Source organism: Allobosea sp. MMO-172 (genome assembly GCF_037147855.1).
In the GTDB taxonomy this organism is placed as follows: Bacteria; Pseudomonadota; Alphaproteobacteria; order Rhizobiales; family Beijerinckiaceae; genus Allobosea.
On sequence record NZ_JBBCUM010000003.1, the window covers coordinates 269,116 to 287,634 of the forward strand.

Genomic DNA, 18,519 nt, shown 5'->3' on the forward strand with positions numbered 1-18,519 from the left:
GACGAAGCAATTCAGAGAAGCGGCGCGGCGGAGGCAGATGCCTCACCGCGCCGGCAATGATGATCAGGCGAAGGACTTCGCGAAGCCCGCGACGATGTCCTTGAGCTTGGCGGCGTTGGCGTCCGACAGATCCTTGGACGAGCCGATCTCGTTGAGCATGTCGGCATGCTTGCCGCGCACCAGCGAGAGCAGGCCGTCCTCGAAGGCGCGGACCTTGCTGACCGGCAGCGCGTCGAGATAGCCGTTCACGCCGGCATAGATCACGACGACCTGCTCTTCCATCTTCAGCGGCGAGAACTGCGGCTGCTTCAGGAGCTCGGTCAGGCGGGCGCCGCGGTTGAGCAGGCGCTGCGTGACCGCGTCGAGGTCCGAACCGAACTGGGCGAAGGCGGCCATCTCGCGATACTGGGCGAGCTCGCCCTTGATCTTGCCGGCGACCTTCTTGGTGGCCTTGGTCTGCGCCGACGAACCGACGCGCGACACCGACAGACCGACGTTCACGGCCGGGCGGATGCCCTGGTAGAACAGGTCCGTCTCAAGGAAGATCTGGCCGTCGGTGATCGAGATCACGTTGGTCGGGATGTAGGCGGACACGTCGTTCGCCTGCGTCTCGATGACCGGCAGAGCCGTCAGCGAGCCGAGGCCGGCGGCCTCGCCCATCTTCGCCGCGCGCTCGAGCAGGCGGGAGTGGAGATAGAACACGTCGCCCGGATAGGCTTCGCGGCCCGGCGGGCGGCGCAGCAGCAGCGACATCTGGCGGTAGGCGACGGCCTGCTTGGAGAGGTCGTCATAGATGATGACGGCGTGCATGCCGTTATCGCGGAAGAACTCGCCCATCGAGCAGCCGGCGAACGGCGCCAGGAACTGCATCGGGGCCGGGTCCGAGGCGGTGGCCGCCACGACGATCGAGTACTCCAGCGCGCCGCGCTCTTCGAGCACCTTCACGAGCTGGGCGACGGTCGAGCGCTTCTGGCCGACGGCGACGTAGACGCAGTAGAGCTTCTGGCTCTCCGGCGCGCCTTCGACGTTCAGCGGCTTCTGGTTCAGGATCGTGTCGAGCGCCACGGCGGTCTTGCCGGTCTGGCGGTCGCCGATGATCAGCTCGCGCTGGCCGCGGCCGATCGGAATCAGGGCGTCGACCGCCTTGAGGCCGGTCGCCATCGGCTCGTGCACCGACTTGCGCGGGATGATGCCGGGCGCCTTGACGTCGACGCGGGCGCGCGCCTTCGCCTTGATCGGGCCCTTGCCGTCGATCGGGTTGCCGAGAGCGTCGACGACGCGGCCGAGCAGCTCCTTGCCGACGGGAACGTCGACGATGGCGCCGGTGCGCTTGACGGTCTGGCCTTCCTTGATGTCGCGGTCGGAACCGAAGATCACGACGCCGACATTGTCGCTCTCGAGGTTGAGCGCCATGCCGCGCACGCCGGACTCGAACTCGACCATCTCACCGGCCTGGACCTTGTCGAGGCCATAGACGCGGGCGATGCCGTCACCGACGGAGAGAACCTGGCCAACTTCGGTCACCGAAGCTTCCGAGCCGAAGTTCGAAATCTGGGCCTTCAGGATGGCGGAGATTTCAGCGGGGCGGATGTCCATCAGCCGACCTCTTTCATGGCAAGACGAATTGAATTGAGTTTGGTTTTCAGCGAGGCGTCGACCATGCGGGAGCCCATCTTGACGATGAGCCCGCCGATCAGGGCCGGGTCGATCTTGATCGAGACGTCGACATCCTTGCCGGCGACGCCCTTCAGCGCCGCGCGGATCTCGTCGACGCGCTTGGCCGTGGGCTCCTCGGCGACCGTCACCTCGGCGGAGACGATGCCCTTGGCCTCGGCGACCAGACGCTTGTAGCCGGCGATCATGCCCGGCAGCGCGAAGAGGCGGCGCTTGCTGGCGACGAAGCCGATGAAATTGGCGGCAATGCCGGTGATCCCGGCCTTCTCGATCACGGCCTTGATCGCCGCGACCTGCTCCTCGGCCGTGAAGGCCGGGCTCTCGATCAGGCGGGTCAGGTCCTCGCTCTCGGCGAGCAGACCGTTGAAGGAGTCCAGAGCGGCCGCGACGGTGTCGATCGCACCCGCCTCCTCAGCCAACTCGAACAGAGCGGTGGCATAGCGCTGAGCTACGCCCGACACCAATGTCCCCTGCGATCCGCCTTCAGCCACGCTTCCCGTCTCTCGTTTCAAGGAACCGCACCGGCGACCTTCAGGACGAAGGTGGAGTGCATGGTCCCGACGCTGCGAGTATCATAGGCGCAAAGCCGGCAAGACGACTTCGCGACCGAAATGTGGCGGTGCACTAGCATGTGGTTCCGGGCCGCGCAATCGCTGATTGCCCTTCATAAGCGGCGATTTTGCCGCGCCTTTCAGCCGTTCAAAGGAAGCTTTGCGGATCGACATCGACCGCGACCTTGACCGAGCCCTTGGGCCGGGGTGCCCGTTTCAGCCAGCCGCGCAGGTAATCCTGCAGGTTGATCTCGCGCGCCGTCTTGACGATCAGGCGCATGCGATGGCGCCCGCGCAGCACCGCGAGCGGCGCTTCCGCCGGCCCCAGCACCATGATTCCGTCGCTTGCCTCGGCACAGCGGGCCAGCGCTCTGGCGTGGGTTTCCGCCTCGGCCTGGCTGTTGGCGGAGACGATCAGCGCCGCTAGTCGCCCGAAGGGCGGCAGACCCGCCGCCTCTCGCGAAGCCTCCTCTGCGGCATAAAACCGCTCCGGATCGCCCGAGATCAGGGCTTTCAGCACGGGATGCTCGGGGTCATGCGTCTGAAGCAGGGCGCGGCCGGGCTTCTCGCCCCGCCCTGCGCGGCCAGTAACCTGCCTGAGCGCCTGGAAGGTCCGCTCCGCCGCGCGCGGATCGCCGGACGTGAGGCCAAGATCGGCATCGATCACGCCGACCAGCGTCATCCCTGGAAAATTATGGCCCTTGGCGACGAGCTGCGTGCCGATGACGATGTCGAATTCGCCCTCGGCCACGGCCATCAGCTCCTGCTTCAGCCGCTCTGTCCCACCCGGAAAATCACTGGAGAGGACGATCGAACGTGCCTGTGGAAAAAGCGTCGCGACCTCCTCGGCGAGCCGCTCGACGCCCGGCCCGCAGGCGATCAGGCTCTCGGGCTTGTGGCAGGCTGGGCATTCATGCGGCCGGCGCTCGACATGGCCGCAATGATGGCAGACCAGCGCCCGCCGGAAGCGATGGTCGACCAACCAGGCCGAACAGTTCGGGCACTGGAAGCGATGGCCGCAATCGCGGCAGAGCGTCAGAGGCGCATAGCCGCGCCGGTTGAGGAAGAGCAGCGACTGCTCCTTCGCCTCCAGATTGGCCTCGACCGCCTTGATCAGCGCACCCGAGAGCCAGCGTCCCCGTTCCGGCTTGTCGCGGCGCAGATCGACGAGGCCGAGCTGCGGCAATTCGCGCCCGCCGAAGCGCTCCGGCAGCTTGAGATGGGCATAGCGCCCGCGCTCGGCATTGACGCGGGTCTCCAGCGAGGGCGTCGCGGAAGCGAGCACGACCGGCGCATTCTCGATCCGCCCCCGCACCACCGCCATGTCGCGGGCATGATAGGAGACGCCGTCCTCCTGCTTGTAGGCGCTCTCATGCTCCTCATCGACGACGATCAGGCCGAGATCGCTATAGGGCAGGAACAGGGCCGAGCGGGCGCCGGCTACCACCTTGGCCTCGCCCGATGCGATCGCCGCCTGCAGCCGCTCGCGCTTGCGGCCGGTCACCGCCGAATGCCAGAGGCCCGGCCGGACGCCGAAGCGCGCCTCGAACCGGTCGATGAACTGCGCCGTCAGCGCGATCTCCGGCATCAGGATGAGGCTCTGCCGGCCGAGCCGGATCGCCTCGGCGACCGCCTCGAAATAGACCTCGGTCTTGCCGGAACCGGTGACGCCCTCGAGCAGCGAGACGCCGAAGACCTTCGCCTGCACCGACTTGACCAGCGCCTGCGCGACCTCGCTCTGCCCTTCGGAGAGTTCCGGCACGGCATGGTCGGGATCGGGCAAGGCCGCGATCGCCTCGCGCGGCATGGGCTCGACGATGAAAGTGCCGGCATCGACGAGGGAATCGATCACTGCCGCGCTCACCGAGGCCGCTTCCGCCAGCGCCGATTTTGCGATCAGCAACCCGCCCTCGGCCGCTGCGATGGCCCGCGCCCGGGCCGGGGTCATGCGGCCGGGAGGCCCCCCGGCGAGCCTCACCCCCAGCTTCGGCCGCTCGGGCGTATCGTCAGGCTGCCGGCGCAAGGCCAGCGCCAGCACCGAACCTTTCGGCGCCAGCGTGTACCAGGCCACCCAGTCGACGAGCTTGCGCAGCGCCGGATCGAGCGGCGGCATGTCGTATTTTTCGGTGACCTTCTTGAGGTTGCCGCCGCGTCCGCTGCCGACATCCCAGACCACGCCGACGGTCTCGCGCGGCCCCAGCGGCACCTGCACGACATCGCCCGGCCTGAGCACGAGCCCGGCCGGCACGGCATAGCTATAGGCCTGGTCGAGCCCGAGCGGGATCAGCACATCGACCGTGCCGCCCTGCCCCGTCTCTTCCGTATCGTCGATCAGATCGAACTGCGCCATCGCCACAAATATTGCCGTGTCATCCCGGGCGACCGAAGGAAGACCCGGAATCCATGCCGGAACGGTTCAGGCATGGATCCCGGATCGGCGCCGCTCACACGGCTTGTCCGGGATGACCACGTGTTTCGTTCGCCAGTGTCTAGCACCGATTCGCGACCTGTTAAGGCGGGAGCGTCATGGTCGATCCTGGATCGCCCCGTCATGCTCGCCCTTGTGGCGAGCATCCACGTCTTGAACACAGACCTCGACCAGCCAAGACGTGGATGGTCGGGACAAGCCCGACCATGACGGAATAGCTGCAGCGATGACCGACTTCGACTCCTTCCGGCGGGACTGGCTTTCGCACCTCGCGGCCGAGCGGCGCCTCTCGCCGAAGACGCTGGAAGCCTATGCGCGCGATCTCGGCCAGTTCCACGCTTTCCTCACCGGGCATCTCGGCGGCGCGCCCTCGCTGGCAGACATCGCCGCGCTCAAGCCCGTCGATCTGCGCGCCTTCCTCGGCCAGCGCCGTCGCGACAATGTCGGCAACCGCACCTTGATGCGCCAGCTCGCGGCGCTGCGCTCCTTCGCCCGCTTCGGCGAGCGCCAGGGCAAGCTCACCGCCGCCGCCTTCGCGGCGACACGCGGCCCGCGCCTCGGCAAGTCGCTGCCGCGCCCGCTCGAACCCTCGGCCGCCCGCGCCGTCACCCAGGCCGATACCCGTGCCGGCGAGGAACGCGAGCAATGGATACTCGCCCGCGACGCCGCCGTGCTCGGCCTGCTCTATGGCAGCGGCCTGCGCATATCGGAGGCGCTCTCGCTCGCCCGCACCCAGGCTCCGCTTCAGGCCGGCGATACGCTCACCGTCATCGGCAAGGGCAGCAAGACGCGGATGGTTCCCGTGCTGCCCGTCGTGATCGCCGCCATCGCCGAGTATCTCAAGCTCTGCCCCTGGCGCCTGCCGCCGGAAGGCCCACTCTTCGTCGGCGCCAAGGGCGGCCCGCTCTCACCCCGCATCATCCAGCTCGCGGTCGAGGGCTTGCGCGGCGCGCTCGGCCTGCCATCCTCGGCCACGCCCCATTCCCTGCGCCATTCCTTCGCGACGCATCTCCTGGGGCGTGGCGGCGATCTCCGCGCCATCCAGGAACTGCTCGGCCACGCCTCGCTCTCGACGACGCAGATCTACACCCGCATCGACTCCGCCCGCCTGATGGCCGCCTATGACGCCGCCCATCCGCGCGCCGGGCGCTGACGGGAGGGAGAACGGAACGCCATCTTGCGTCCGTCAGGACGCAGGGCGATCCGACATCTTGCTGACTTATCGGAAAGCCTTAAACAGCGCCGCCACCATGGCCCTGCGAGGTGATTCGTGTCCGCTTCCGTCGAAACGCCCCAGGGCGGCAACAAGCGTGTCGCGCTGCTGATCGCGCTGCTCGCGCTCACGCTCGCCTTCTCCGAGATCGGCGGCAAGAATGCCGAGCAGGAGGCGGTCGCGAAGAATATCGAGGCCTCCAATCTCTGGGCCTTCTTCCAGGCCAAGACGATCCGCGGCACGACCGTGCGCACCGCCGCCGAGGCGATGGAAGTCGAGCTCGCCGGCGTCACCGACGAAGCTGCCCGGCAGCGCCTGAGCAAGCGCATCGACAGCTGGAAGCAGACCGTCGCGCGCTATGATTCCGAGCCGGAGACCAACGAGGGCCGCAAGGAACTCGCCGCCCGCGCCAAGGCGGCCGAGGCCCAGCGCGACATCGCCGCTGCCCGCGACGACAAGTTCGACATCGCGTCGGGCCTGATCCAGATCGCCATCGTCATCTCGTCGGCCGCGATCATCACCGGCGTCGGCCTGCTCGCCCTCACCGGTGGCCTGCTCGGCCTCGCCGGCATCGCGCTGATGGCGCTGGCCCAGTTCGCGCCGACCGCTCTGTTCTGACGGGCTTTACCGGGCCCGGCGCAGACGCGGATCGACCGCATCGCGCAAGCCGTCCCCCAGCAGGTTGAAGCCGAGCACGGTCAAGGCGATCGCGGCGCCCGGAAATATCGCGAGCCAGGGCTGCGCCGCCATGAAGGTCTGCGCCTCGTTGAGCATCCGTCCCCAGGAGGGATTCGGCGGCTGCGTGCCCAATCCGAGATAGGACAGCCCGGCCTCGGCCAGGACCGCAAGCGCGAACTGGATCGTCGCCTGCACGACGAGGATGCCGGCGATATTCGGCAGGACATGGCGCAGCGTGATCTGCCGGTTGTTCAGGCCGGCCGCCCGCGCCGCCTGAATGAAATCCTGCGCCCAGACCTGCAAGGCCGCGCCGCGCGCCAGCCGCGCGAAATAGGGCAGGTTCAGGACGGCGATCGCGACGATCGCGTTGAGCATGCCGGGGCCGGCGATCGCGGTCATCATGATCGCCGTCAGCACGGCCGGGAAGGCATGGGTGAAATCGGCCGTGCGCATGATGATGTGGTCGAGGATGCCGTCGCGCCGGACGGATGCGACCAGCCCCAGCGTCGTGCCCGCGACCATGCCGATGCCGACGGCGCCGAGCCCCACCGCCAGCGAATTGCGCGCGCCGACCATGATCATCGAAAAGACGTCGCGGCCGAACTGGTCGGTGCCGAACCAGTTCGCGGCGGACGGGCCCTTCAGCCGGTTCAGAATCATCATCTGCGTCGGCTGGTAGGGCGTCCAGACGTAAGAGAGCAGCGCCGCCGCGACGACAAGCGTCGCCAGCACCACGCCGATCACGAAGGAAGGCGCGAGCCACCAGTGCCGCTTGCCCCCCGGCGCCTTGTCCTCGACCGCGCTCATGACTGCCTCAGCCGCGGATCGATCAGCCCGTAAAGCAGTTCGACCGCGAAATTGATCAGGATCGCCAGTCCCGCGAAGAGCATGACGAGGTCCTTGACCACGATCAGATCGTGCTGGGCGATGGCCTGGAAGACCAGCCGCCCCAGCCCCGGCAGGGCGAAGACGTTCTCGATGATGATCGCTCCGGCAATCAAGACCGAGAATTGCAAACCCAGGATGGTGACCACCGGGATCAGCGCGTTGCGCAAGGCGTGCCGGCGCATCGTCGTGCTCTCGCTCAGCCCCTTGGCGCGGGCGGTGCGGACGAAATCCTCCTGCAGCGTGTCGAGCATCGAGGACCGCGTCACCCGCGCGATGATCGCCGCCTGCGGCAGGGCGAGCGCCAGTGCCGGCATGAGAAGCGCCTTCAACGAAACGCCGATCCCCGCCTGCCAGCCCGGAAAACCGCCGGCCGGCAGCCAGCCGAGCCCGACCGCGAAGACGAGTACGAGCAGCAGGCCGAACCAGAAATTCGGGATGGCGAGCCCGGCCTGCGCGAAGGCCATGACGCCGGCATCGGCGAGCCGGCCATGACGCGAAGCCGCGAGCATGCCGAGCGGGATGCCGATCGCAGTCGCCAATGCGATCGCCATCAGCGCGAGCGGCAGCGTCACCGCCATGCGCTCAGTGATGAGCTGCAGCACCGGCACGCGATAGGTATAGCTCTGGCCGAGATCGCCGGTGACGAGCCCGCCGAGCCAGAGGAAGAAGCGCAGCGCCGCCGGCTTGTCGAGCCCCATCTCGGCTCGCAGTGCGGCCAGCGCCTCGGGCGCGGCGTTCAGGCCGAGCGTCACCGCCGCCGGGTCGCCCGGCAGGATTTCGAGCACGACGAAGATGACCAGCGCCGCCGCGAACAGGGTCAGGCCCAGCGCGACGAGCCGGCGCAGGATGTAGCCGATCACGACCGATACCTCTCCGCACGGTCATCCCGGACAAGCGGCGCAGCCGCGCCGATCCGGGATCCATGCCGGAGCATTTCCGGCAAAGGTTCAGGCATGGATCCCGGGTCTCCCTCCGGTCGCCCGGGATGACCCGGTTGGGTCTATGGATAACCTCACCGCCAGCGCAATTCCGCCAGCGGCGTCACCGGCAGCGGCCAGTCGGTCCACATGCCCTCCAGCGCGGCATTCGCCACCGTGATCTTGGGCAGGATGAAGAGGAAGCCGTTGACCGCGTCACGCGCCAGCTTCTCCTGCGCCTGCTTGTAGAGCGCGTTGCGCTCCGCTTCCGGCAAGGTCACCGCGATCTTCGCCATCAGCGCGTTGAACTCGGGGTTCTTGTACTGGAAGTAGTAGGTGTCGCGGGCGTAGATATCGATGTCGAGCGGCTCGGTATGGGCGATGATGCTGAGGTCGTAATCCTTGTTGCGGAAGACGCGCTCCAGCCATTGCGGGAATTCCAGCGGCTCGATCGCCGCATTGATGCCGACCTGCGCGAGCAGCGCCGCGACGATCTCGCCGGAGCGGCGGGCATAGGAGGGCGGCGGCAGCTTCAGCGTGCAGTTGAAACCGTTCGGGAAGCCGGCCTCCTTGAGCAGCGCCTTGGCCTTGGCGGGGTCGTAAGGATAAGTCCCGGTCAGATCGACATAGGCCGGATGCAGCGGCGAGAAATGGCTGCCGATCAGGTTGACGTCGAAGCCGTAGACGCCGAGCGCGATGGTCTTGCGGTCGAGCGCGTGCGCGATGGCCTGCCGGACCTTGAGATTGTCGAAGGGCGGCTTGGCATTGTTGGTGGCGAGCACCGTCTCGCCCTCGGTGCCGCCGATCGTGACCTTGAGCTTGGCATCGGCCTTGAGCTGCGGCACGGCCTCCGGCGCCGAAAGATTGGTATGGGCGTCGACATCGCCGGCCCGCAGCGCTGCGAACTGCGCCTGCGGATCCGACATGAAGCGGAAGGTGGCCTTGGCCAGGGCCGGCTTCTCGCCCCAGTAGCTGTCGTTGCGGGCGAGCTCGAGCCGGTCACCGCGGTTCCAGCGCACGAATTTGAACGGGCCGGTGCCGACCGGGTTGGTCTTGTTGTTGGCGGCGCTCGCCGGCGCCACGATCACCGCATCGCCCCAAGCGAGGCCGAAGAGGAAATTCGCCGTCGGCTGCTTCAGCTTGATCACCACGGTCGCCGGGTCCGGCGTCGTGATCTCGGCGATCGGCGTGAAGAGCTGGCGCTGGGCATTGGTCGAATCGGCCGCGACTGCGCGCTCGAACGAGAACTTCACCTGCTCGGACGTGAAGGGCGTGTCGTCGTGGAACTTGGCGCCCTGCCGCAGCTTGAAGCGATAGGTCATGTTGTCGTCGGCGATCTGCCAGCTCTCGGCGAGGCAGGGCTGCAGCTTGCCGGTGCGGTCGATCTTGACCAGACCCTCGAAGATGTTCTGCAGCGTGACCTCGCGGATCGCCTGCGCGGCGCCGGAGGTCGGGTCCAGCGTCGGCGGCTCCAGCGTCTGGGCGATCGTGACGCTGTCCTTCGCCTGGGCCAGCGCGACGACGGGGAGCTGCGCCGCCAGCGCTGCCAGTCCCGCCCCTGCCAGGAGTTCACGCCGCGTCGTCATGTCCATCGCTCCGATGTCGTTGCGGCGCGAAGATGGCGCGGGAAACGCAGCGAGCGCAAGCCCGCCCGCACCGCAATCCCCGTTGGGCAAAAGCCGCCATCTGGCGCACTAGTATACCAGACGATTGACCCCTGCCGCGCCCGGCTCTAGAGATCGGTGCGACCGATGGAGATGCCCATGCTGCTGCACGACGATCGCCTCTTTCCCGCCGATCCGGTGACGCGCGGCATCGCGCGCCGGCTCTTCGCCACGGTCCGCGACCTGCCGATCATCTCGCCGCACGGCCATACCGATCCGCGCTGGTATGCCGAGGACAACGCCTTTCCCGATCCGGCGACCCTCTTCGTCAAGCCGGACCATTATATCTTCCGCATGCTCTATTCGCAGGGCGTCCGGCTGGAACAGCTCGGCATCAACAGAAGGGATGGCGGGCCCGTCGAGACCGATCCGCGCAAGATCTGGAAGCTCTTCGCCGATCACTGGCACCTGTTCCGGGGCACGCCGACGCGGCTCTGGTTCGAGCACGCGACCTCGACCGTCTTCGGTATCAACGAGCGCCTGACGCCTGAGAATGCCGACAAGATCTACGACAGGATCGCCGCGAAGCTGGAGGAGCCCGAGCTGCGCCCGCGCGCCCTGTTCAAGCGCTTCAACATCGAGGCGATCAGCACGACCGAGGGCGCGCTCGACGATCTCCGCTGGCACGACATGGCCCGCAATTCCGGCTGGGACGGCAAGGTCGTCACGGCCTATCGCCCCGACAGCGTCGTCGATCCGGAATTCGAGGGCTTCGCCGACAATCTGGAAAAACTGGGCGAACTGACGGCTGAGGATATCGGCAGCTGGACCGGCTATCTCGCCGCCCACCGCAAGCGGCGCGCCTATTTCAAGGAGCGCGGCGCCACCTCCTCCGACCACGGCCATGCCACGGCCCGCACCGCCAATCTCTCGGATGCGGATGCGGAAAAACTCTATGCCAAGGTCCTGAAGGGCAAGGTCTCGACCAAGGATGCCGACCTGTTCCGCGGCCAGATGCTGACCGAAATGGCCAAGATGAGCCTCGATGACGGGCTCGTCCTGCAAATCCACCCCGGCTCCTGGCGCAATCACAACCCCGTCCTGTTCGAGCATTTCGGCCGCGACATGGGCTGCGATATCCCGACCGAGACGAACTACGTGGAAGCGCTGAAGCCGCTGCTCGACGCGGTCGGCAATGAGCCCAACCTCACCGTCATCGCTTTCACCCTCGACGAGACCGTCTATTCGCGCGAACTCGCCCCTCTCGCCGGGCATTATCCGGCGCTGCGGCTCGGGCCGGGCTGGTGGTTCCTCGATGCGCCGGAAGCGATGTTGCGCTTCCGCGAGCTGACGACCGAGACGGCCGGCTTCTACAACACCGTCGGCTTCAACGACGACACCCGCGCCTATCTCTCGATCCCCGCCCGGCACGACGTCGCGCGCCGCGTCGACTGCGCCTATCTCGCCAAGCTCGTCGCCGAGCACCGGCTGGAAGAGGACGAGGCGGCCGAGGTCGCCTATGACCTCGCCTATCGCCTCGCCAAGGAGGCCTACAAGCTGTGACCCGCCTCTCCGCCGCCACGCTCGCCGGATTGCCGGCCTCCGTCCGCCGCCCGGCCTATGACCGCTCGGCCCTCAAGCCCGGCATCGTCCATCTCGGCCTCGGCGCCTTCGCCCGCGGCCACCTCGCCGAATATACCGAGGACGCGCTGGAGAAGCGCTTCGGCGCCTGGGGCATCGTCGGCGCCAGCCTCCAGCGCCCCGACCAGCGCGACAAACTGAAGCCGCAGGATGGGCTCTATACCCTGCTCAAGCTCGCCCCGGCCGGGCCGGAACTGCGCGTCATCGGTTCGGTGCTCGACGTTCTCGTCGCGCCTGAAAGCCCATCCGCGCTCGTCGCGAGGCTGGCCGCGCCCGAGACCCGGATCGTCTCGCTCACCGTCACCGAGAAGGGCTATTGCCACGATCCGGCGACCGGCCGGCTCAAGGCCGATCATCCCGACATCGTCCACGACCTCGCCAACCCGCAGGCGCCGCGCTCGGCCGTCGGCATCCTCGTCGCCGGGCTGAGGGCGCGCCGCGCTGCCGGCCTGGGGCCGTTCACGGCTCTCTGCTGCGACAACCTGCCCTCCAACGGCCATGTCCTGCGCGGCCTCGTCCGAGATTTCGCGGCGCTCATCGACGACAAGCTCGCCGCCTGGATCGAGTCCAACGGCGCCTTCCCGGCGACGATGGTCGACCGGATCGTCCCCGCCACGACCGATGCCGATATCGCCGAGGTGGCCCGGCTGGTCGGCTCCGAGGATGCCGCCCCCGTCATCGGCGAGCCCTTCCGGCAATGGGCAATCGAGGACGTCTTCGCCAACGGCCGCCCGGATTGGCACGACGTCGGCGCGCAGATGGTCTCGGAGGTCGCGCCGTTCGAGTTCATGAAGCTGCGCATGCTCAACGGCGCGCATTCCTCGCTCGCCTATCTCGGCTATCTCGCCGGCCATGAGACGGTCGCCGAGGCCAGCGGCGATCCCATCCTCGCCCGTTTCCTGCAAGGTCTCTGGGCCGAGATCATCCCGACCGTGCCGGCACCGCAGGGCGTCGTGCTGGCGGACTACGCCAAGGCGCTGCTCGTCCGCTTCCAGAACCCGGCGATCCGCCACCGCACCTGGCAGATCGCCATGGACGGCTCGCAGAAGCTGCCGCAGCGCCTGCTCGGCACCATCCGCGAACGGCTGAAGGCCGGCGCCGGAATCGACCACCTCGCGCTCGGCGTCGCCGCCTGGATGCGTTACGTCACCGGCACTGACGAGAAGGGCGCCGCCATCGACGTGCGCGACCCGCTCGCCGCCGAGCTGAAGCGCCGCACGGAAGCCGCCGGGCGCGATGCCAAGGCGCTGGTCGCCGCGTTGACCGGGATCGAGGCGATTTTCGGGGCCGACCTGCCGGGCGACCTTCGGTTTACAAAACCGCTGACCGCTCATCTCGCCTCGCTCCTCGATAACGGCGCGAAGGCGACGGCGGCAAGCTTGGGCTGAGCCTCCATCGTCATGCTCGCCCTTGTGGCGAGCATCCACGTCTTGGACACGATCTTCGACCAACGAAGACATGGATGGTCGGGACAGGCCCGACCATGACGTCGAGCATGGCCGCTGTGGGCGGCGGGCCCCCTTGATCCACGCCTCCATCCCGCGCCAGATAGGCGCGATGCTTCGCGCGCTCACTCTTGCGGTCTCGCTCCTCATCGCCGCCACCGCCCTGGCGCAGGAGCCGCCGCGCATCGCGATCCCCAATCTCTGGGACCCGCGCATCCGGCTCGACCGGCCTGAGCCCGGCCCGCCCCGCGTCGTGCGCTTCCTCGCCGATGACGATTACCCGCCTTTCCATTTCGCCGGGCCGGACGGCGCGCTGACCGGCTTCTCGGTCGAGCTCGCCCGTGCCGCTTGCGACAAGCTGGCCTGGACCTGCACGATCCAGCCGCGCCGCTTCGACACGCTGGCCGACTCGCTGGCCGAAGGCCGTGGCGACGTGCTCGCCGCCGCGATGAACCTGACGCCGGCCCTGCGCGAGCGCTTCGCCGCCAGCCATCTCTATTTCCGCGCGCCCGCCCGCTTCATCACCACGCGCGGCAATGCGCGGGCAGCCCTCGACGGCGCGGCGCTTCAGGGGCGGCGCGTCGCGGTCGTTGCCGGCACGGCGCATCTCGCCTTCCTCGAACGGCTCATGCCCTTCGTGCAGCGTCGCGAAAGCGCCAATGTGAATGCCGCGATCGCGGCGCTCCGCAGCGGCGAGGCGGAGTACGTCTTCGGCGACGGCGTGGCCCTGTCGCTGGCGCTCGCCGGCAGCGGCGGCGAGTTCGCCTTCTCGGGCGGGCCCTATCTCGAAAGCCGCTATTTCGGCGAGGGCGTCGCCTTCCTGCTGCGCAAGGACGATCCTGCCCTGAAGCGCGCCATCGACTACGCGCTGCAGGGTCTCTGGGACGACGGGACCTATGCCCGCCTCTATCTGCGCTTCTTCCCGGTCAGCCCGTATTGATCGTCAGGGCGCGTTGCTGGCCAGCGCCTGCTTCGCCACCGCGGCGAGCCAGCCGGAAGCCGCCGGCAGGATCTCGTCGTTGAAGTTGTAGCGGTCGTTGTGCAGGTCGCCGCCGTTAACCGACGGGCCGTTGCCCATCCAGATGTAGCAGCCGGGGCGCTTCTCCAGGAAATAGGCGAAATCCTCGCCGGTGGTGCTCGCCTTCATGTCGCGCCGGACGGGCAGGCCGGCGGCCTCGCCGGCAGCAGCGGCCATGTCCTCTTCCGCAGGCGTGTTGATCGTGGCGACGCCATAGGTGAACTCGATCGCGGCGGTCATCTCGAAGGTCGCGGCGATGTTCTCGGCAATGCCCTTGAGCCGCGCGAGCAGGCGGTCGCGCACTGCCGGCACGAAGGTGCGGAACGTGCCCTCGATGAAGACATTGGTCGGGATCTGGTTGGAGGCGAGCCCGCCATGGACCTGGCCGATCGAGACCACCGCCGATTCCATCGGGTCGACATTGCGCGAGACGATTGTTTGCAAGGCGACGATCAGATGCCCCATCGCCACGATCGGGTCATGGGTCTGCTCCGGCAGCGCCGCGTGGCCTGCCTTACCGGTCAGCGTGATCTTGAATCGCCCGGGCTCGGACATCACCGGCCCGCGATGCACGGCGACGGTGCCGGCCGCGAGGCCCGGCCAGTTATGCAGCGCGAAGACACGCTCCATCGGGAAGCGCTCCAGAACGCCATCGGCGAGCATGGCGAGCGCGCCGCCCGTGCCCTCTTCCGCCGGTTGGAAGACGAACTGCACCGTGCCGCTCCAGCCCTCGTCGGCCTTGAGCAGCGCCGCCGCGCCGAGCAGCGAGGTGGTGTGGCCGTCATGGCCGCAGGCATGCATCACATTGGGCGTCTTCGACTTGTAGGGGAGATCGTTGACCTCCTGGATCGGCAGCGCGTCCATGTCGGCGCGCAGGCCGACCGTGCGCTCGGAGGCGCCCTTCGTCAGCGTCGCCACCACGCCGTAGCCGCCGACATTGGCGACGAAGGGCACGCCGAGCTCGGTCAGCTTTTCCTGCACGAAGGCGCTGGTCATCTTCTCCTGGCGCCCGAGTTCGGGATGGGCATGGAGATGGCGTCGCCAGGCGGTCAGCTTGTCGAGCAGGTCGCGGTCCAAGGCGGGCATCCTTTCAAGGCGCAATCGAACTGGAAAAAGGCGAGGCAGACCCTATACGGTCATGCCGAGCCGGCAAGGCGCTTTGCACGAGGGCCGCACCCTCGTTTGCCGCATCTCAAGCGCCTTCTCGCATTGACGGCGGCCTTCGCAATCTGCGAAAGCCCCTTCTTCGCTTTTGCGATACCGCTTTCTCACTCAGGAGAGGACACCGCCCCTCATGCCCGCCTTCGACGCAGCCCTCGTTGACGCCGCCCAGCGTTCGGCCGCCTGGCCGTTCGAGGAGGCGCGCAAGCTCGTGGCCCGCATCGAGAAAACGGGTAAGAAATCGGTGATCTTCGAGACCGGCTATGGCCCCTCGGGCCTGCCGCATATCGGCACCTTCGGCGAGGTCGCGCGCACCTCGATGGTCCGCCACGCCTTCCAGGTCCTGACCGGCAACACGATCCCGACCCGGCTCGTCGCCTTCTCCGACGACATGGACGGCCTGCGCAAGGTGCCGGACAACGTGCCGAACAAGGAGCTGCTCGCCGCCAATCTCGGCAAGCCGCTGACCGAGGTGCCGGACCCGTTCGGCACGCATGACTCGTTCGGCCGCCACAACAACGCGCGGCTCTGCGCCTTCCTCGACAGCTTCGGCTTCGACTACGAGTTCAAGTCCTCGACCGACTCGTACCGTGCCGGCGAGTTCGATGCGACGCTGCTCAAGATGCTCGCCCGCTACGACGCCATGATGAAGATCATGCTGCCGACGCTGCGCGAGGAGCGGGCCGCGACCTATTCGCCCTTCCTGCCGATCCACCCGAAGACCCGCATCGTCATGCAGGTGCCGATCGACGAGGTCGATGTCGAGGCCGGCACCATCGCCTGGACCGACCCGGACACGAAGGAGCGCTTCGTATCGCCGGTCACCGGCGGCCATGTGAAGCTGCAGTGGAAGCCTGACTGGGCGATGCGCTGGGTCGCGCTCGGCGTCGATTACGAGATGGCCGGCAAGGACCTGATCGACTCGGTCAAGGTCTCCTCGCAGATCGCCCGGGCGCTCGACGGCACCCCGCCGGAGGGCTTCAACTACGAGCTCTTCCTGGACGAGCAGGGCCAGAAGATCTCGAAGTCGAAGGGCAACGGCCTGACCATCGAGGACTGGCTGACTTATGGCCCACCGGAAAGCCTGGCGCTCTATATGTTCCAGCGCCCGCGCGAGGCCAAGAAGCTCCACTTCGACGTGATCCCGCGCGCCGTCGACGAGTATCTCCAGTTCCTCGGCGGCTACGAGAAGCAGGACTGGAAGAACCGGCTCGGCAACCCGGTCTGGCACATCCATGCCGGCAACCCGCCGGCGCCGGAGGTCATCGCCTCGGGCGAGGGAGACAACGCGGTCCGCACGCAGGTCACCTTCGGCCTGCTGATGAACCTCGTCGCCGTCGCGAATTCCGAGGACAAGGCCGTGCTCTGGGGCTTCCTCCAGCGCTATGCGCCGGGGATGTCGCCCGAGACGCACCCGCGCCTCGATGCGCTGGTCGGCTATGCGATCGCCTATTTCCGCGATTTCGTGAAGCCGGCGAAGAATTATCGCCCGGCCGACGAGGTCGAGCGCGACGCCTTCACCAAGCTCGACGCCGCCTTGGCCGCCCTGCCGGCCGATCCGACGCCCGAGATGGTCCAGGATACGGCGCTCGATGTCGCCCGCGCCATCCCGCGCTACCAGAACCTCACCGCCAAGAACGCGACGCCGGAGCGGCCGGGCGTGTCCGGCGACTGGTGGAAGGCGATCTATCAGGTGATGTTCGGCGAGGAGCAGGGCCCGCGCTTCGGCTCCTTCGCCGCGATCTACGGCCTGCCCAATACCCGCGCCCTGATCGCCAAGGCGCTGGCTGGCGATCTGGTCAAGGAACACGCCGCCTTCCTTGCGGCGCGCAAAGCCGACTGACGAATCGACGGAGCCTGCCATGACCATTCCCGACGACGCGCTCGCGGCGCTGGCGGAGGTGGTTGGCTCCGGCAACCTTCGCAGCGGCGAGGCGATCCCTGCCCGCAACCGCAAGGACGCCTCCAAGACCGAAGAGGGCCTGCCGGCCCTCCTCGTCATGCCCAGGACGACCCAGGAGATCGCCGCGGTGCTGGCGATCTGCTCGCGGCATGCGCTCCCCGTCGTCGTCCAGGGCGGCATGACCGGCCTCGCCGGCGGCGCCGCGCCGCAGGCCGGCGAAGTCGCTCTCTCGCTCGAAAGGATGGCCGGCGTCGAGGAGATCGACCCGGTGACGCGGACCATGACCGTGCTCGCCGGCACGCCGCTCGCGGTCGTGCAGGAGAAGGCCGCGGCTGCCGGCTTCATGTATGGCGTCGATCTCGGCGCGCGCGGGACCTGCACCATCGGCGGCAATGTCGCCACCAATGCCGGCGGCGTGCAGGTGCTGCGCTACGGCATGACCCGCCGCAACGTGCTAGGCCTCGAAGCGGTGATGGCCGACGGCCGCATCGTCAGCCATCTCAAGAAGGTGGTGAAGAACAATGCCGGCTATGACTGGACGCAGCTCTTCATCGGCAGCGAGGGCACGCTCGGCGTCGTCACCCGTGTGCTGCTCGCCTTGCAGCCGGCGGTCACCGGCACGCAGACGGCGCTCTGCGCCGCCGGCAGCGTCGCCCAGGCGCTCGCAGCACTCAACCGTCTCGAAGGCAGGCTCGGCGGCGGCCTGCTCGCCTTCGAGGCGATGTGGTCGGAATACATGAAGGCCGCGACCGAACAGGGTGGTCTGCCCGTTCCCTTCGCCGGCGAGCCCGAGCTTGTTCTCGTCATCGAGGCCGCGATGGGGCCGGGCAGCACGGGCGAGGAGACCTTCGCGGAAGCCTTGGCCGAGCTGGCGGAGGAAGGCCTGCTGAACGATGCCCTAATCGCGCAATCGGGCCGCGACCGGCAGCGCTTCTGGGCCTATCGCGAGGCGAATTACGAGTTCTACCGCGACCTGCCGCCCGGCGTTCATTTCGACGTCAGCATTCCCTTGGGCTCGATGGCCGATGCGGTCGCGCTGCTGCGCCAGCGGGTGAAGGCGCGCAGTGCCACGGCCTTCCCGATCGTCTTCGGCCATCTCGCCGACAGCAACCTGCATCTCTCGCTCCACGACGAGACCGGCGATCTCTCCGGTTTCGCCGAGATCGTCTACGAGCTGGTCCGCGAGAAGCAGGGCAGCATCTCGGCCGAGCATGGCGTCGGCGTGCTGAAGCGGCCCTATCTCGGAATGAGCCGCTCGGATGCCGAGCTCGCGCTGATGACGACGCTGAAGCGCACGCTCGATCCCGGCAACATCCTCAATCGCGGGCGCATCCTGCCGGCCTGAGCGGCGACTTTAGGGCTATGGCGCCGAACGATCAGCTCTGCCAGACTCATGTG

General features: G+C 67.8%; 14 protein-coding genes. 7 read left to right on the top strand and 7 right to left on the bottom strand.

Features of this window, described 5'->3' with window-relative positions; translation table 11 throughout:
- Positions 1-63 precede the first annotated feature (63 nt).
- The 3 genes from atpA to WFK61_RS06565 form a co-directional block, all read right to left on the bottom strand.
- Complete coding sequence (gene atpA, locus WFK61_RS06555) at positions 64-1,596, bottom strand: F0F1 ATP synthase subunit alpha (protein ID WP_257734010.1); 1,533 nt, start codon at positions 1,594-1,596, stop codon at positions 64-66.
- Positions 1,596-2,165 carry a F0F1 ATP synthase subunit delta gene (locus WFK61_RS06560; protein ID WP_336810737.1) on the bottom strand — a complete coding sequence of 190 codons (570 nt, stop codon included), beginning with the start codon at positions 2,163-2,165 and terminating at the stop codon, positions 1,596-1,598. The genes atpA and WFK61_RS06560 overlap by 1 nt, the downstream gene beginning before the upstream one ends.
- A 208-nt stretch (positions 2,166-2,373) precedes the next feature.
- Complete coding sequence (locus WFK61_RS06565; protein ID WP_336810738.1) at positions 2,374-4,575, bottom strand: primosomal protein N'; 2,202 nt, start codon at positions 4,573-4,575, stop codon at positions 2,374-2,376.
- Between the two features lie 304 nt (positions 4,576-4,879).
- Between WFK61_RS06565 and WFK61_RS06570 the strand changes: the two genes are divergently transcribed.
- Positions 4,880-5,806, top strand: a complete 927-nt coding sequence (locus tag WFK61_RS06570; protein ID WP_442896269.1) for a tyrosine recombinase XerC — start codon at positions 4,880-4,882, stop codon at positions 5,804-5,806.
- A 117-nt stretch (positions 5,807-5,923) separates the two neighbouring features.
- Positions 5,924-6,484 (top strand): DUF4337 family protein, encoded by a 561-nt coding sequence (locus WFK61_RS06575; protein WP_336810739.1) that lies wholly within the window; start codon positions 5,924-5,926, stop codon positions 6,482-6,484.
- Positions 6,485-6,490: 6 nt separating this feature from the next.
- Here the strand turns inward: WFK61_RS06575 and WFK61_RS06580 are convergent, their stop codons facing one another.
- The 3 genes from WFK61_RS06580 to WFK61_RS06590 form a co-directional block, all read right to left on the bottom strand.
- On the bottom strand, positions 6,491-7,351 hold the full coding sequence (locus WFK61_RS06580; RefSeq protein WP_336810740.1) for an ABC transporter permease: 861 nt from the start codon (positions 7,349-7,351) through the stop codon (positions 6,491-6,493).
- A complete protein-coding gene (locus tag WFK61_RS06585; RefSeq protein ID WP_336810741.1) occupies positions 7,348-8,292 on the bottom strand; it encodes an ABC transporter permease in 945 nt (314 codons plus the stop codon). Before WFK61_RS06585 ends, WFK61_RS06580 begins: the two co-directional genes overlap by 4 nt.
- Positions 8,293-8,444: 152 nt before the next feature.
- The gene (locus WFK61_RS06590; RefSeq protein ID WP_336810742.1) at positions 8,445-9,935 is read right to left on the bottom strand and encodes an ABC transporter substrate-binding protein; all 1,491 of its coding nucleotides are present in this window, start codon (positions 9,933-9,935) and stop codon (positions 8,445-8,447) included.
- Positions 9,936-10,112: 177 nt separating this feature from the next.
- Here WFK61_RS06590 and uxaC point away from each other — a divergent pair, with 177 nt between their 5' ends.
- From uxaC to WFK61_RS06605, 3 genes are all read left to right on the top strand, one after another.
- Complete coding sequence (gene uxaC, locus WFK61_RS06595; RefSeq protein WP_336810743.1) at positions 10,113-11,516, top strand: glucuronate isomerase; 1,404 nt, start codon at positions 10,113-10,115, stop codon at positions 11,514-11,516.
- The gene (locus WFK61_RS06600) at positions 11,513-12,982 is read left to right on the top strand and encodes a mannitol dehydrogenase family protein (protein WP_336810744.1); all 1,470 of its coding nucleotides are present in this window, start codon (positions 11,513-11,515) and stop codon (positions 12,980-12,982) included. Before uxaC ends, WFK61_RS06600 begins: the two co-directional genes overlap by 4 nt.
- A 169-nt stretch (positions 12,983-13,151) precedes the next feature.
- Positions 13,152-13,979: a transporter substrate-binding domain-containing protein gene (locus WFK61_RS06605; protein WP_336810745.1), complete on the top strand. Its 828-nt coding sequence runs from the start codon at positions 13,152-13,154 to the stop codon at positions 13,977-13,979.
- 3 nt (positions 13,980-13,982) lie between these two features.
- On the opposite strand, the gene WFK61_RS06610 is transcribed toward WFK61_RS06605, so the two are convergent.
- Positions 13,983-15,134 carry an amidohydrolase gene (locus WFK61_RS06610; protein WP_442896270.1) on the bottom strand — a complete coding sequence of 384 codons (1,152 nt, stop codon included), beginning with the start codon at positions 15,132-15,134 and terminating at the stop codon, positions 13,983-13,985.
- 217 nt (positions 15,135-15,351) lie between these two features.
- On the opposite strand from WFK61_RS06610, the gene WFK61_RS06615 reads away from it, so the two are divergent.
- The gene (locus tag WFK61_RS06615) at positions 15,352-17,061 is read left to right on the top strand and encodes a lysine--tRNA ligase (protein ID WP_336810747.1); all 1,710 of its coding nucleotides are present in this window, start codon (positions 15,352-15,354) and stop codon (positions 17,059-17,061) included.
- A 19-nt stretch (positions 17,062-17,080) separates the two neighbouring features.
- A complete protein-coding gene (locus WFK61_RS06620; protein ID WP_336810748.1) occupies positions 17,081-18,466 on the top strand; it encodes an FAD-binding oxidoreductase in 1,386 nt (461 codons plus the stop codon).
- Positions 18,467-18,519: the final 53 nt, after the last annotated feature.

Bases quoted from the DNA above. Each gene is read 5' to 3' on its own strand.
- WFK61_RS06580 (WP_336810740.1), bottom strand. From the start codon at position 7,351: ATGAGCGCGGTCGAGGACAAGGCGCCGGGGGGCAAGCGGCACTGGTGG.
- WFK61_RS06590 (WP_336810742.1), bottom strand. From the start codon at position 9,935: ATGACGACGCGGCGTGAACTCCTGGCAGGGGCGGGACTGGCAGCGCTG.
- WFK61_RS06620 (WP_336810748.1), top strand. From the start codon at position 17,081: ATGACCATTCCCGACGACGCGCTCGCGGCGCTGGCGGAGGTGGTTGGC.
- WFK61_RS06570 (WP_442896269.1), top strand. From the start codon at position 4,880: ATGACCGACTTCGACTCCTTCCGGCGGGACTGGCTTTCGCACCTCGCG.
- WFK61_RS06615 (WP_336810747.1), top strand. From the start codon at position 15,352: ATGCCCGCCTTCGACGCAGCCCTCGTTGACGCCGCCCAGCGTTCGGCC.
- WFK61_RS06565 (WP_336810738.1), bottom strand. From the start codon at position 4,575: ATGGCGCAGTTCGATCTGATCGACGATACGGAAGAGACGGGGCAGGGC.
- WFK61_RS06605 (WP_336810745.1), top strand. From the start codon at position 13,152: ATGCTTCGCGCGCTCACTCTTGCGGTCTCGCTCCTCATCGCCGCCACC.
- uxaC (WP_336810743.1), top strand. From the start codon at position 10,113: ATGCTGCTGCACGACGATCGCCTCTTTCCCGCCGATCCGGTGACGCGC.
- atpA (WP_257734010.1), bottom strand. From the start codon at position 1,596: ATGGACATCCGCCCCGCTGAAATCTCCGCCATCCTGAAGGCCCAGATT.